The organism is Curtobacterium poinsettiae, assembly GCF_047226435.1.
Classification (GTDB): domain Bacteria; phylum Actinomycetota; class Actinomycetes; order Actinomycetales; family Microbacteriaceae; genus Curtobacterium; species Curtobacterium poinsettiae.
The window spans coordinates 197,920-211,717 of the sequence record NZ_CP178434.1; the positions used below are offsets into that span (position 1 = coordinate 197,920).

General features: G+C 71.2%; 12 protein-coding genes and 1 pseudogene. 4 read left to right on the plus strand and 9 right to left on the minus strand.

Going from position 1 to position 13,798, the window contains the following annotated elements; translation table 11 throughout:
• Positions 1 to 17: 17 nt before the first annotated feature.
• The 7 genes from atzF to msrA form a co-directional block, all read right to left on the minus strand.
• A complete protein-coding gene (gene atzF / locus ACL00U_RS00960) occupies positions 18 to 1,718 on the minus strand; it encodes an allophanate hydrolase (RefSeq protein ID WP_194589842.1) in 1,701 nt (566 codons plus the stop codon).
• Entirely contained in the window at positions 1,715 to 5,434 is a 3,720-nt protein-coding gene (gene uca / locus ACL00U_RS00965; RefSeq protein ID WP_412873717.1) for an urea carboxylase, read from the minus strand. Before uca ends, atzF begins: the two co-directional genes overlap by 4 nt.
• Positions 5,431 to 6,141, minus strand: coding sequence for an urea amidolyase associated protein UAAP2 (locus ACL00U_RS00970; protein WP_071249811.1), 711 nt, complete (start codon positions 6,139 to 6,141; stop codon positions 5,431 to 5,433). The genes uca and ACL00U_RS00970 overlap by 4 nt, the downstream gene beginning before the upstream one ends.
• Positions 6,141 to 6,980 (minus strand): urea amidolyase associated protein UAAP1, encoded by an 840-nt coding sequence (locus tag ACL00U_RS00975; RefSeq protein ID WP_071249809.1) that lies wholly within the window; start codon positions 6,978 to 6,980, stop codon positions 6,141 to 6,143. Before ACL00U_RS00975 ends, ACL00U_RS00970 begins: the two co-directional genes overlap by 1 nt.
• Before the next feature lie 15 nt (positions 6,981 to 6,995).
• Positions 6,996 to 8,645 (minus strand): APC family permease, encoded by a 1,650-nt coding sequence (locus ACL00U_RS00980; protein WP_017887625.1) that lies wholly within the window; start codon positions 8,643 to 8,645, stop codon positions 6,996 to 6,998.
• Between the two features lie 161 nt (positions 8,646 to 8,806).
• Complete coding sequence (gene ppk2, locus ACL00U_RS00985) at positions 8,807 to 9,715, minus strand: polyphosphate kinase 2 (RefSeq protein WP_017887624.1); 909 nt, start codon at positions 9,713 to 9,715, stop codon at positions 8,807 to 8,809.
• 289 nt (positions 9,716 to 10,004) lie between these two features.
• Positions 10,005 to 10,526 (minus strand): peptide-methionine (S)-S-oxide reductase MsrA, encoded by a 522-nt coding sequence (msrA, locus tag ACL00U_RS00990; protein ID WP_017887623.1) that lies wholly within the window; start codon positions 10,524 to 10,526, stop codon positions 10,005 to 10,007.
• A gap of 181 nt (positions 10,527 to 10,707) precedes the next feature.
• Between msrA and ACL00U_RS00995 the strand changes: the two genes are divergently transcribed.
• The gene (locus tag ACL00U_RS00995; protein ID WP_214518877.1) at positions 10,708 to 11,085 is read left to right on the plus strand and encodes a hypothetical protein; all 378 of its coding nucleotides are present in this window, start codon (positions 10,708 to 10,710) and stop codon (positions 11,083 to 11,085) included.
• A 12-nt stretch (positions 11,086 to 11,097) separates the two neighbouring features.
• Here the strand turns inward: ACL00U_RS00995 and ACL00U_RS01000 are convergent, their stop codons facing one another.
• On the minus strand, positions 11,098 to 11,307 hold the full coding sequence (locus tag ACL00U_RS01000) for a hypothetical protein (protein WP_412873718.1): 210 nt from the start codon (positions 11,305 to 11,307) through the stop codon (positions 11,098 to 11,100).
• A 58-nt stretch (positions 11,308 to 11,365) separates the two neighbouring features.
• Between ACL00U_RS01000 and ACL00U_RS01005 the strand changes: the two are divergent.
• From ACL00U_RS01005 to ACL00U_RS01015, 3 genes and pseudogenes are all read left to right on the plus strand, one after another.
• Positions 11,366 to 11,482 (plus strand): annotated as a pseudogene (locus ACL00U_RS01005) (hypothetical protein); the annotation flags it as partial.
• A gap of 114 nt (positions 11,483 to 11,596) precedes the next feature.
• Positions 11,597 to 12,328: an HNH endonuclease signature motif containing protein gene (locus ACL00U_RS01010; RefSeq protein ID WP_412873719.1), complete on the plus strand. Its 732-nt coding sequence runs from the start codon at positions 11,597 to 11,599 to the stop codon at positions 12,326 to 12,328.
• Positions 12,282 to 12,797, plus strand: a complete 516-nt coding sequence (locus ACL00U_RS01015) for a DUF4265 domain-containing protein (RefSeq protein WP_262164260.1) — start codon at positions 12,282 to 12,284, stop codon at positions 12,795 to 12,797. The genes ACL00U_RS01010 and ACL00U_RS01015 overlap by 47 nt, the downstream gene beginning before the upstream one ends.
• A 71-nt stretch (positions 12,798 to 12,868) precedes the next feature.
• Here the strand turns inward: ACL00U_RS01015 and ACL00U_RS01020 are convergent, their stop codons facing one another.
• Entirely contained in the window at positions 12,869 to 13,690 is an 822-nt protein-coding gene (locus ACL00U_RS01020) for an aldo/keto reductase (protein WP_412873720.1), read from the minus strand.
• Positions 13,691 to 13,798: the final 108 nt, after the last annotated feature.

A 13,798-nucleotide genomic window follows, 5' to 3' on the forward strand; every position in this document is an offset into this window, starting at 1 on the left:
CTGGCAGCCGGCGTCCGTCACGACTGCTCCCGGTACGCGCGCCAGCCACCGTGGTGGGTGATGTCCTCGGCGCCCTCGACCGCGAACGGCTCGACCAGGAACCCGGTGACCTCGGTGCCGTCGTCGAGCGCCACGGTGCCGATCGCCATCGGTGCCGGCAAGCCCGCGACGAAGGTGCCGAAGCCGGCGGCGGGCAGGCGCCAGACCTCCCCGACGATGCCGGAGCCCGGCGCAGCAGCGCCGGACGCGACCGGACCCACGCGGACCAGCCCGGGCTTGGGCGGCACCGTGTCGAGGGCGTACAGCCGGTAGTCGGACGCGGTGCGGGCCTCCCGGACGAACGATCCGCCGGACGCGACCAGCTGTCCGTTCAGCGGCTGATCGCGCAGGTGCGCCCCGACGACCAGCAGGTCGAGGGTCGGGGCGGCGAACGCGGCCGCCAACGCCGCCAGGCGGCGGTCGCTGAACGCCGGACCGGTGAGCATCACGCCGAACGGCAGCCCGTCGACGAAGCCGGCAGGCACGGCGAGCGAGGCCATGTCGAGCAGGTTCGCGAAGTTCGTGTACCGACCCATCCGGCTGTTCGCGCCGATCGGATCGGCCGCGACCTGCTCGAGCGTCGGGTGCCACGTCGTCGTCGGGGTGAGCAGGGCGGTCGTGCCCTCGAGGGCGGCGCGACCCGCTGCCCCGAACGCGTCGAGTCGTTCCTGGTCGGCGAAGAGCTCCGCGGCGGTCGGTCGTGCACCGCCGAGCACGATCGCGGCGACGGACGGGTCGAGGTCGGCACCGACCTCGTCGCGGTGGGCCTCGATGTGGGCGCCGACGGCCGCGTACCGCTCGGCGACGAACGCGCCGTCGTAGAGCAGCGACGCGGCGTCGAGCAGGGGTGCGATGTCGACCTCGACCACCTGGTGTCCGAGCGTGCGGAACCGTTCGACGGCGGCGGCGAACGCCTCGGCCCAGCCGGGTGCGAGCCCCTCGAGCTGTGACGGCAGCGGTACCGCGATGCGCGGGACGGCGGGCAGGTCGGCGAGGGCCAGGTCGGGTCGTGCGAGCGGGTCGACGCCGTCCGGACCGGCCATCAGCTCGGCCGCCGTCCGCGCCAGGTCGAGCGACCGGGCGAACACCGTGACGCAGTCCTGCGAGCGGCAGGCGGGGACGACCCCGGTGTTCGGCACGAGCCCCTTCGTCGGCTTCACCCCGACCAGGTTGCCGAGCGCGGCGGGCACCCGGCCGGACCCGGCGGTGTCGGTGCCGAGCGCGAAGTCGACGATGCCCAGGGCGACCGCCGTGGCGGAACCGCTCGACGAGCCGCCGGAGATCCGCGTCGGGTCCCAGGCGTTCCGGACCGCGCCGAAGGGCGAGCGGGTGCCGACCAGGCCGGTGGCGAACTGGTCGAGGTTCGTCTTGCCGACGACGACGGCGCCGGCGGCGCGGAGCCGGGCGACGGCGGTCGCGTCGGCGGCGGGGTCGTGGGCGTAGGAGCGGGCGGCGGCGGTCGTGGGCAGGCCGGCGACGTCGATGTTGTCCTTCACGGCGAACAGCAGGCCCGCCAGGGGCAGGGACGGGTCCACGGCGAGGGCCTCGGCCAGCACGTCGGTGCGGTCGCGCAGGGTGATCCAGACCTCGGGGCGGGCGACGGCGTCGATGCGGGCGAAGGCGTCGCGGACGCGGGCCGCGGCGGACGTCGTGGCGGCCGCGGCGGCGGTCCCGCTCACGCTGCCGCTCCGATCGCGGCGAGGACCTGGCCCGGTGCGACCTGGTCGCCCGGCTTGATGTAGACCTCGAGCACGTGGCCCGGAACGGGTGCGTGCACCATCGACTCCATCTTCATCGCCTCCACGGCCAGCAGCTTCTGCCCCTCGTCCACGCGGTCACCCGGGCGGACGTCCACCTGCCACACGGTCGAGGTGAACGGGGCGTACACGGCGGTCGACCCCTCGGGCACGGTCACGGCGTCGGCCACCACGGCGGCCGGCTCGTCCCGGACGTCGAACTCGCCCGACGCCTTCCACCGCTCCTTCTCCTCGCCGAACGCCTGCGCCTGCTGCGCCCGGAAGTCGGCGATGGACCCGGCGTTGTCGGCCAGGAACCGGTTGTACGACGCGATCGAGAACTCGCCCTCGACGGTCTCGAACGAGCCCCGTCCGGCGTCCGTCTCCGCGCGCAGCTCGAGCAGCTCGTCGGCACCGACCGGGTACCACTCGATCCGGTCGAAGAACCGCAGCGCCCACGGGTTCTCCTGGAACAGCCCGCCGCGGCGGAACCGGTTCCAGATCTGCACGGTGCGGCCGACGAACTGGTAGCCGCCCGGACCCTCCATGCCGTAGATGCACAGGTACGCGCCGCCGATGCCGACGGAGTTCTCGGCGGTCCAGGTGCGGGCCGGGTTGTACTTCGTCGTGACCAGCCGGTGCCGGGGGTCGAGCGGCGTCGCGACCGGGGCGCCGAGGTACACGTCACCGAGTCCGAGCACCAGGTAGCTCGCGTCGAACACGGTGCGGAAGACGTCGTCGACGCTCTCGAGCCCGTTGATCCGACGGATGAACTCGATGTTCCACGGCGTCCACGGGGCGTCGTTCCGGACGCCGTTCATGTACCGCTCGATCGCCAGGCGGGTGGCCGGGTCGTCCCACGACAGCGGCAGCTTGACGGTGCGCGACGGCACGACGAGCTGGTCGGTCGGCGGGATCTCGCCCTCGAGCTCGCGGAGCAGCCCCGCCACGTCGCGCGCCTTGAGCACGGACGCGTCGGTGTGCACCTGCAGCGAGCGGATGCCCGGCGTGATGTCGAGGATCCCCTTCGGCGTGTGCTCCTGCAGCTTCGTCATGAGCGCGTGCACGCGCATCCGCAGCGCGATGTCGAGGGTCATGTCGCCGTACTCGACGAGCACGTTGTCGTCGCCGTCGCGTCGGTACGCGACGCTCGGCCGCACGTCGGTCGCGTCCAGGCGGGCGATCACGCCGTCGTCGCCGTCGCCTCCGGTGCTGCCGTCGCTCCCGGTGCGCGGCACCGTCCTGGAGGCCCGGTGTGCGTCGAGCGCGGCGGCGTCGGCTTCGCGGACGGGGACGAACCGGACCGTGTCACCGGGTCGGAGCTGGCCCAGCTTCCACAGGTCGCCGCTGGCCACCACGGCGGGGCAGACGAAGCCGCCGAGCGACGGCCCGTCCGGCCCCAGGATGATCGGGGTGTCCCCGGTGAAGTCGATCGCACCGACCGCGTACGGGGTGTCGTGGATGTTCGACGGGTGCAGACCGGCCTCGCCGCCGTCGGTCCGCGCCCACTCGGGTCGGGGGCCGATGAGCCGGATGCCGGTGCGCGCCGAGTTGTGGTGGACGGCGTAGTCGGTGGCGTAGAAGACGTCGAGGTCGGCGCGGGTGAAGAAGTCCGGGGCCGCGTGCGGGCCTTCGGTGACGCCGATCTCCCACGCGTCGGTCAGGGCGGTGCGACGGTCGGCCGGGGTCGGCCCGCCCACCAGACCCAGACGGGTACCGGACGGGAACGCCGGGTGCGGGGCGTCCGAGTCCGGGGAGCCCGGGCGCAGGACGTCGCCGGCGAGCAGTGCCCGACCGGCGTGGCCACCGAAGCCACCGAGCGTGAAGGTCGCGGTCGACCCGAGGTACGTCGGCACGTCGAAGCCGCCGCGGACCGCCAGGTAGGTGCGGAGGCCCGGACCGGGGGCCGTGCCGATCGCCAGGGTCTGGCCGGCGCCGACCTCGACCGGCTCCCACAGCGCCACGGGTTCGCCGTCGAGGGTGACCGGGACCGGTGCACCCGTGAGTGCGACCACCGAGGCGGCCGAGAACCGGAGCGTCGGGCCGGTGGCGGTGACCTCGAGCGCGGGGGCGCCGTCGGGGTTGCCCACCGCGCGGTTCGCCTCGGCGAAGGACGCCGCGTCGAACGGGCCGCTCGGCGGCACACCCACCTGCCAGTACCCCACCCGGCCGGGCAGGTCCTGGATCATCGTCATGGTGCCCGGCGCGACGACGTCGATGCGCGGGTCCGGGTCCTCGGTCGCGTCGAGCGTCGAGGTGGAGTGCGTGGCGGTGCGGAGCTCGAGGTCGTCGGTCAGCGCGCGGAGGAGCCCGGCGTTCGTGACGATGCCGTCGATGCGGGTGGCTGCGAGCCCGTCGCGCAGCAGGTCGAGGGCGTCGTCGCGGGTCTCCCCGGTGGCGATCACCTTGGCGAGCATCGGGTCGTAGAACGCGGACACCTCGGAGCCGGTCTCGACCCAGCCGTCGACGCGGATGCCGGTGCGCTCGCCGGATGCGGTGGTCGGGCTCGGGAACACCGCCTGGGTGACGAGGCCGCTGGAGGGCAGTGAGCCCTTCGCGGGGTCCTCGGCGTAGATGCGGGCCTCGACGGCGTGGCCGTTCGGGGTCCAGGTGCGGTCGAACACGTCGGGGTCGATGCCGGCGGCACCGTCGCGGGCCAGGCGGAGCATGAGCTCGACGAGGTCGACGCCGAACACCTCCTCGGTGACCGGGTGCTCGACCTGCAGGCGGGTGTTCACCTCGAGGAACGACGCCTCTTCGCGCACCGGGTCGTAGACGAACTCGACGGTGCCGGCGCTGCGGTACCCGACGCTCTCGGCCAGGCGGCGGGCGGACGCGTGCAGCTCGGCGCGGACGTGCTCGGGCAGCGCCGGTGCCGGGGCCTCCTCGATGACCTTCTGGTTGCGGCGCTGCAGGGAGCAGTCGCGGTCGCCGATCACCGCGACGCGGCCCTCGCCGTCGCCGAAGAGCTGGACCTCGACGTGCCGGGCCGGCCGCACGAGCCGTTCGACGAAGATGCCGGCCGACCCGAAGTTCGCGGTCGCCAGCCGGACGACGCTCGTGTAGGCCTCGCGGACCTCGTCGAGCGTCGAGCAGGCCTGCATGCCGATCCCGCCGCCACCCCCGGTGGCCTTGAGCATGACGGGCAGCCCGATGCGCTCGGCCTCGGTCACGGCGTCGTCGACGCTGGCGAGCAGCCCGGTGCCGGCGAGCATCGGGACCCCGGCGGCTGCGGCGAGCTCGCGGGCGGTGTGCTTCGCGCCGAACCGGACGATCTGGTCGGCGGTCGGTCCGACGAACCGGATGCCGGCGTCCTCGCAGGCGCGGGCGAACTCGGTGTTCTCGGACAGGAACCCGTAGCCGGGGTGCACGAGTCCGGCGCCGGTGTCCTTCGCCGCCTGCACCACGGCGTCGATGCGCAGGTACGAGTCGCGGGCGGGTGCGGGACCGAGCCGGACGGCGGTGTCGGCCTCGCGGACGTGGGGTGCCGCGCGGTCGGCGTCGGAGTAGACGGCGACGGTGCGCATGCCGAGTGCCTTGGCGGAGCGGATGATGCGGCGGGCGATCTCACCGCGGTTCGCGACGAGGACGGTGTCGGTGCTGAGCGCGGGGGTCTGGTTCACGGTGGCGGTCCCGGTGGGGTCGGGCGCGGCGGTCACGGCTGGACCACGATCATGCGCAGTGGTGTGCAGGAGAAGTCGTTGCAGGGGTTGTTCATCTGCGGGCAGTTCGAGACGACGACGAGCACGTCCCGCTCGGCACGGATCGCGACCCGCTTGCCGGGGGCGCTCATGCCGTCGACGATCCCGAGGGCGCCGTCGGCCTCGACCGGCACGTTCATGAACCAGTTGAGGTTCGACACGATGTCGCGGGCACCGAGTCCGTGGCGGCCGGCCTCGGCCAGGAAGTTCTCGCGGCAGCCGTGCTGGTACTGGGTGTGGTGCCCGTACCGCAGGGTGTTCGACTCCTTCGAGCACGCGCCGCCGATGGTGTCCTGCCGGTCGATCTCGTTCGCGACGACGGTCATCAGCGGACGGCCCTCGTTCGACATCAGGACGGTGCCGGTCCGGACGTACGCGTTGCCCTGTGCGGCGAGGGTGTCCGGCACGCTGTACCGCTCGTCGGGGTCGTGGGCGTCGTAGAGCAGGCAGTCGGCGCTCTGGTTGCCGCCGACGTCGACGATGGTGAGCACCTGGCCGGCACGGACCACGGCGGACCACGGTGCGAGCGGGGCGACCCGGTCGTCGCGGACCACCGCGCCGGGCACCAGGGACTCGCTCCAGTCGAGGGCGACGTCCGGGTCGTGGACGGCCCCGACGGGGACGGTGGAGGTGCGGATGTGGGTGTGGGTCGTCGTACCGGTCATCACAGGCCTCGGGCTTCCGCGTAGTCGATTGAGTTCAGGTAGGCGCGGGTGAGCTCCGGCGTCGCGGTGAACCGTTCGTCGGCCGCGGTCGTCGGGGTCCCGCGCCAGGCGTGCACCCGGAGCGGTCCGACGACGTAGTCCGGTCGCGGGTCGATCGGGTGCGCGACGTCGGCGACCAGCACGAGCAGCGGCAGCTCGGCGACGAGCGTGACGTGGGTGCCCGCTCCGGCCGAGCCGGTGAAGGTCATCGCCCCCTCGTCGTCGATCCGTACGCCCTGGAAGAACGAGACGCTCGGTGGCAGGTCACGCTTGGTGAGCCCGTGCTTGGCGGCGGCCTTCGCGAAGAGCGACCGACCGCTCGGGGAGCGTCCCTCGGGTGCGGCGTCGCCGTACTTCCGTTCGTTCCACGCGTCGGTCGAGGTGCCGCAGAAGGCGTCGTGGTGCCCGGAGGTGTCCTCGAGCACGGTCGCCAGTGCCCGGCCGTCCCCGCTCAGCAGCGGCGACCCCTGGCCCAGGTACGCCTGCCACGGGATCTTCTGGGTGTCGGCGACGTTGAGCCGCTCCCACGGTTCGAGCGCGTTGCACACCAGGACGTTGGCGCAGGCGTCACCCGTCGGGTCGTCGAACCGCAGCCGTGACCCGCGGGCCAGCACCTTGTGCGTGTACCCGCCGGGTGCCACCGTCTCCGCCCACACGAGCTGTGCGGGGTCGACGCCCGCGGGGGCGAACGGCGACGACGACGCCGGCAGGTACGGCATGTACTCGGACTGCGAGCCGGCCTGGGCACGCGCGTCGGACCGGGAGGCGAGCACGCTGTCGGTCTGGTGGAGGTCGCGCATGGGGTTCCTTCCGGGTCAGGCTTCGACGGAGGCGGAGGCGGACGCCGGGGCTTCGGCCACCGGGTTCGCGGCAGCCGCGGCTGCGGGGACGGGCACCGCCGCGGTGGTGGGGACCTCGGCCAGGGTGATCGGGCCGTGCACCCGGTGCCGCCAGCTCGACCACGCCCAGCCGACGAGCAGCACGCCGCCGATGAACAGCAGGGCGCTGTACTGCAGCCACCACGAGGTGCCGGTCAGGTCGTAGATCTCCGGCCGGGGCCAGATGAGGTTGATCGCCATGCCGATCTGGAACGCCACGGCCAGGGCGTTGAGCGGGATGCCCCAGCGGCCGAGCGTGAACAGCGGCTTGCCGTCCTCGTCCACCCCGGTCGGCAGGCCCGTGCGGCGGAGCGTGATGCGCTGGACCAGCAGCGGCCCGGTGACCCCGAGGTAGGCCAGGTAGAGCATCGCGATGCACAGGCTCGACAGGGCGGTGAAGATCGCGGACTGCCCGATGTTGACGGCGAGGGCCAGCCCGGCGCCGACCCCGACGACGATCGACGCGGCGATCGGGGTGCCGGTGCGGGGCGAGACCCGGGCGAGGGTGCGGTGGAAGGGCAGCGCCTTCTCGCGGGCCATCGAGTAGACCATCCGGGCGCCGGCGGTCTGCACGGCCAGGGTGCAGGCGAAGACGGCGACGGCGACGGTGCAGAGCAGGAGCCGCCCGAAGACGTCGCCGAGGGTCGAGGTGATCACCCACGCCAGGCCCTGCGAGGCGAGCTTGCCGTCGGTCAGGCTCGGCGCGGCGACCAGGGCGCCGATGATGAGCAGCCCGCCGCCGAGGCCGGAGACCGTCAGCGCCCGGACGATCGTCTTCGGGGTGGTCCGGCGCGGGTTGTGGGTCTCCTCCGCGAGCTCACCGGCGGAGTCGAAGCCGACCATCACGTACGCGGCCATCAGCGAGGACGCCAGGAACGCCCACACGTACGGCTCGGTGCTCGTCGAGCCGGCGGTCGTGAACACCACGGAGGCACTGCGGTGCGGCAGCAGGAACAGGGCGCCGATGAGCACGACCACGCCGACGATCTCGATGAGCACGCCGAAGCTCGTCACGCGGGCCATCAGCCGGACGCTCGTGATGTTCACGATCGTGGTCACGGCGAGCATCACCAGCCCGAGGACCACCGCGTTCGCAGCACCGGTCGGCGACGCGACGGACGGGTCGGCGCCCGGACCGCCGACGATCTGGAATCCGTCCCAGATCGCGGGGAGCACGGCCTGCACGGCGATGGCCGCCACCGCGACGGTGAGGATCTGGCCGATGATCATCGTCCAGCCGGTGAACCACCCGAACCGGGCTCCGGCCAGACGGCTCGACCACTGGAAGATCGCGCCCGAGATCGGCCAGCGGGCCGCGAGCTGCGCGAAGTTCAGCGCCACGAGCAGCTGGCCGCCGAAGACGAGCGGCCACGCCCAGAAGAACGCAGCACCGCCCAGCCCGAAGCCGAGTCCGAACAGCTGGAAGACCGTGGTGAGGATCGAGACGAAGGAGAAGCCCGCCGCGAAGGAGGAGAACGAGCCGACCCCGCGGTGGAGCTCCTGCTCGTAGCCGAGGCGGGCGAGCCCCTGCGTGTCGACGTCGGACGTGGCGCGCGGTGCGTGGAGCGGTGCTTGCGGAGAACGCATGACTGCAGACCTTTCGCGGAGTACCTGTCGGGTGACAGGTAGTGCGACAAGTGTCTTGCGGCCCTGTGTCGGCGCCGTTGCCCGTCTGTTTCGAGTGCGTGACGGGAAGCGGCGGCGTGTAAACGTTCCGAGTCGGCGGGCGGTTCAGCCGCCGCGGGGGATCACTCGATGTCGACGTCCCGCTTGCCCCGGCGGACGATGAGCGGGTCCGGCTTGCCGATCACGTCGGCGTCCTTGTCCGGGTAGTCGAACTGCGTCAGGAAGTACCGCATCGCGTTGAGCCGTGCGCGCTTCTTGTCGTTCGACCGCACGATCGTCCACGGCGCGTACCGCTTGCTCGTCCGGGTGAACATCGCCATCTTCGCCTCGGTGTAGTCCTCCCACCGGTCGAGCGACAGCAGGTCGATGTCGGACAGCTTCCACCGCCGCACCGGGTCGAGCTGCCGCATCGCGAACCGGGTCCGCTGCTCGCGCCGGGTCACCGAGAACCAGAACTTCGTCAGGTGGATGCCGGAGTCGACGAGCATCCGCTCGAACTGCGGCACCTGGGTCATGAAGGACTCGTACTCGTCGTCGTCGCAGAACCCCATCACCCGTTCGACGCCGGCACGGTTGTACCAGGAGCGGTCGAACAGGACCATCTCACCGGCGGCCGGCAGGTGCTGCACGTACCGCTGGAAGTACCACTCACCGCGCTCGCGCTCGGTCGGCTTGCTCAGCGCGACCACCCGCGAGGTCCGGGGGTTGAGGTGCTCCGTGAACCGCTTGATCGTGCCGCCCTTGCCCGCGGCGTCACGGCCCTCGAACAGCACGACGACCTTCTGCCCGGTGTCCTCGAGCCAGTACTGGCACTTCAGCAGCTCGATCTGCAGCAGGTACTTCTGGTACTCGTACTCGTCCCGCGGCAGGCGTTCCGAGTACGGGTAGTCGTCCTGCCAGGTCAGCACCGGGTTGCCGTGCGGGTCGATCAGGTCCGGGTCGGCCGTCTGGCCGCCCGCGACGCTGTACCCCTCGGTCCGCAGCTGTTCGATGTACTCCCGCAACGGCTGCGAGTACGGTGCTGTGTCCACGGTGTCCTCCCTCTGCGAGCCGATCGGCTGTCGGCCCCAGAGCCATCCTGGCCCGGCCATCCGCACGACCGCCCCACGCCTCGCCCTGGACGCGACCCGACGACGGCCTGGAGGCACGGGGCGGGCCCGCCCCGTGCCTCCCGTCCGCATGTGGTCCTTCACAGGCATGGCGGAGCCATGGCCGGCCGGTCACCCCGTGATGCAGACAGTCCCCGGGTCGGCGGATCGCCGTCCCGGGGACTGGTTGGAACTGCTCGGCGGATCACGCTGATCCGCCGCGTTCGTCAGGTCAGACGGCCGCGGTCGCCTCATCGCGGTGCGGGAGCTTCCAGCCCGGACGCACGAAGTGGCAGGTGTAGCCGTGCGGGTTCTTCTCGAGGTAGTCCTGGTGCTCGTCCTCGGCCTCCCAGAACGGGCCGGCCGCGGTGACCTCGGTGACGACCTTGCCGGGCCAGATGCCCGACGCATCGACGTCCGCGATGGTGTCGAGCGCGACCTGCTTTTGCTCGTCGGTCGTGTAGAAGACGGCCGAACGGTAGCTGCGACCGATGTCGTTGCCCTGGCGGTCCTTCGTCGACGGGTCGTGGATCTGGAAGAAGAACTCCAGCAGGTCCCGGTACGAGATCTGGGACGGGTCGAAGACGATCTCGACCGACTCGGCGTGGTCGCCGTGGTTGCGGTACGTCGCGTTCGGCACGTCGCCGCCGGAGTAGCCGACGCGGGTGCTGACGATGCCGGGACGACGACGGAGGAGCTGCTGCGCTCCCCAGAAGCATCCGCCGGCGAGGATGGCGGTCTCGGTGGTGGTCATGGTGGCCTCCTGGGCTCTCGTGTCACTGGCTGCGACACCGTGTGGTGCAACCGGCAACAGGGACGATCTGTTCCCGTCGTCAGGTCCGCTGTGGGGCACGGACCCACCCGGGTGTGCGGTCGGTACGACTCGACCCTACGAGTCCGTGCTCCGTGTCACCCCTGCGCTACGGTCAGGCCACATGAAGCGGTCATCCGTGCACGACGAGGGGCAGCGCCGTCCGCGTGGTTCGTGGGGACTGGGGCTCGCGCTCTGTTCCCTCGTGTTCCTCGAGGTGTTCGCGACGATCGGCTCGCTGCCGGGGATGGTCGCCGCGCAACTGGAGCAGTACACGCCCTGCGCTTCCGACGCGACGTTGCAGTGTTCGTACGCCGTCGGGGAGACCGCGCAGTTCCTCGTACCGCTGGTCGCACTCATCGTCACGATCACGACCTGGGTCATCGGAGCGTCCGGTGTTCCCACGGTGCGGCGACGGGTAGTGACGCCAGCGATCGGCCTCGTGGTCATCGTCCTGACCTTCGTGCTCGGCGTCGTCGCGATCAATCTGTCGATCAGGTGATCGTGCCCCGCTTCAGTACGCGTAGGTGCCCTGCACGGAGTACACCCGGAGCTGGGTCATCGTTGCGACACCCTGGCTGATCGTCGGCATCGCGATCGCGCCGGTCCAGGTGTCCGACGGGCCGCCGCTGCTGACTGCGCCACCGACGCGGAGCCCCCCGGTGCTCGCCTGCTCGTCCGCGCCCAGGGCGTGGTAGGCGACGCCTTCGCCTCGGTGGTTCACACCGTTCGGTGAGCAGCGAGGAGGTGCGAGCAGCTGGACGTCGAACCACGGCTTCCTCAATCAGTCGGCATCGAGTTTCACGGACCTGACCCACCTCGGTGCCCGTGCGTACGACCCGTCCCTCGGGAGGTTCCTGTCCGTCGACTCGGTCCTGAACCCGGACCAACCGCAGCAGAACAACGGGTACAGCTACAGCGGCAACAATCCGGTCTCGAACCCCGATGTCAGCGGCATGTGCCCGGCGTGGCTCTGCGCGCTCACGAAGGCGATCAACAAGATCGTGAAGGCCGTGCGAACGATCGTCTCGGCGATCAACAACTGGCTGCGTCCGTCGACACGGCCGGCGCCGGTGCACGCTGCGTCGTACGGGCCCTGGTCCGGCCACTACGCCACCGCCGCGTCGTCACGTGCTCCGACCTGCACGTGGGGTGCGACGTGTGGCATCGGGATCTCGCCACCCCCGCCGAAGAAGTCCAATGCGACGACACCCGAGAAGTGGGTGATCTTCGGGTCTGCAGCCGCCCTCGGAGTGGTGTTCCTCGCTTGCTTGCTCCTCACCGAAGGACTGTGCGGGTTCGCCGCTCCTGAGTTCGGTGCAGCTGAAGCCGGCGTCCTGGCGGGCGACGTCGCTGCGGCGAGCACCGTCGAAGGAGGCGCGGCTGCCGGTGCCGGAGCAGCGGAGGCCGGCGCTGCAGAAGCCGGGGAAGGGTGGGTGCTGCCGAAGGTCGGCTCCAGCGGCGGTCCCACGGCGGGCAAGGTCTTCCCGAAGTCGGTGAAGCAAGCCGCGAAGGCGGAGAACCCCGATTCGACCTGTGTCTTCTGTCGCATGAAGACCGACAAACCGCAGATCGACCACGCGCAGCCGCGGGCCAAGGGTGGGAACGCCACGCTCGACAACGCTCAGCTGTCCTGTGGGTTCTGCAACGCCTCCAAGGGAGCGCGTGAATGGCCCGTCAACGCACCTCCTGGATACAGTGGGGCGTGGCCGCCGCCGTGGCGGTACACGGGAGGCTCTCATTAGCGAAGCGATCGACCCGAACGAATGGGTATTGCATCCGAAGAGTGCGTGGAGCGAGCGCGCCGACTTCGTCGCGAACGTCACGATCGGTGACGAGACCGATGAGCTCAAGTACGAGCAACTCGCGTTCGAGCAACTCGGCGGTGACAGGTACCGGTTGTGCTCCGTGCCGTTCTTCGCCTACGGGCTGCACTTGGGTGATGAGGTGGAACTCGAGCGTCGACCCGTAGTCGGACTGACCCCCAGCCGGGTCGTCACACGGAGCGACTACTGGGTCCTCCGCGCGTTCGTCGAGCCGGGCGAGTCCGCTCAGCGGCTGGAGCGACTTCTGCGGGAACATGACGCGGCGGTGGAGGTCCGCGGTCGTCTCGTCGCGTTCGCAGTCCGCCTGTCGAGCCTCGAGGCGGTGCGCCGACAGTTGGACGAGATCGAGCAAGCTCCGGACTTCTCCTACGAAACCGGTTGGAACTGAAGCCCGCCGTCTGACGGACCGGAGGCGCGGTGCCAGCTGGCACCGCGCCTCCGGTCCGGGGTGGGGCCGCGTCAGCTCGCGGTGTCCTCGAGCGCGTCGAGCGCGGCCACGTCCTCGGCGGCGAGCACGAAGTCGACGTCGGCGTTCTCGGCGATGCGTGACGGGGTCGTGGACTTCGGCAGGGGCAGGACGTCCTTCTCGAGCAGGTAGCGGATGGCGACCTGGGCGACGGTCTTGTCGTACTTCGCCGCGATCTCGGCGATCTGCTCGTTCTCGAGCAGGCCGCCGGTGGCGAGCGGCGAGTAGCCCTCGGTCAGGATGTCGTGCTCGCGGTCGAAGGCGCTCGTCTCGTCCTGGGTGTTGCCGATGAACCAGCGGATCTGGTTGGCGTGCGGGACGACGTCCGTGCGGCCGAGCAGGTCCTCGAGGTCGGCGACGGCGAAGTTCGAGACACCGATGCTCTTGGTGCGGCCGGCGTCGTAGAGCTCCTCGAAGACCTTCCACACCTCGACGTTGCCGTCGCGGTGGTCGGAGCCCATGTCGCTCCAGGGCCACGGCGCGTGGATCAGGTACAGGTCGACGTGTCCGAGGTCGAGGTTGTTGCTCGACTCCTCGAAGGCGTCGCGGGCGCCCGAGGCCGTCTTGATCTCGGCCGGCAGCTTCGTGGTGATGAAGAGTTCGTCGCGGGGGATGCCGCTGTCGCGGACGGCCTCGCCGACGCTCGCCTCGTTGCCGTACGCCAGGGCGGTGTCGATGTGGCGGTAGCCGAGCTCGAGGGCGGTCTTCGTGGCGTCGTACGCGTCAGTGCCGGACGGGATCTGCCACGTGCCGAAGCCGATCTTCGGGATGTGCAGACCGTTGGACAGGGTGAACGTGTCGATGAGTGCGGGCATGCAGCGGACAGTACGCCGGTCGGGTTCGGCCACGGTCACGGTGCGGAGCGCGGTGCCTTCGCGCATCGCGCCCCTGTTCGCGCATCGCGCCCCGACGCACGGGGGCGC

Coding starts and splice junctions, on each gene's coding strand:
- ACL00U_RS00970 (WP_071249811.1), bottom strand. CDS start 6,141: ATGACCGGTACGACGACCCACACCCACATCCGCACCTCCACCGTCCCC.
- ACL00U_RS01020 (WP_412873720.1), bottom strand. CDS start 13,690: ATGCCCGCACTCATCGACACGTTCACCCTGTCCAACGGTCTGCACATC.
- ACL00U_RS00975 (WP_071249809.1), bottom strand. CDS start 6,980: ATGCGCGACCTCCACCAGACCGACAGCGTGCTCGCCTCCCGGTCCGAC.
- ACL00U_RS00995 (WP_214518877.1), top strand. CDS start 10,708: ATGAAGCGGTCATCCGTGCACGACGAGGGGCAGCGCCGTCCGCGTGGT.
- msrA (WP_017887623.1), bottom strand. CDS start 10,526: ATGACCACCACCGAGACCGCCATCCTCGCCGGCGGATGCTTCTGGGGA.
- ACL00U_RS00980 (WP_017887625.1), bottom strand. CDS start 8,645: ATGCGTTCTCCGCAAGCACCGCTCCACGCACCGCGCGCCACGTCCGAC.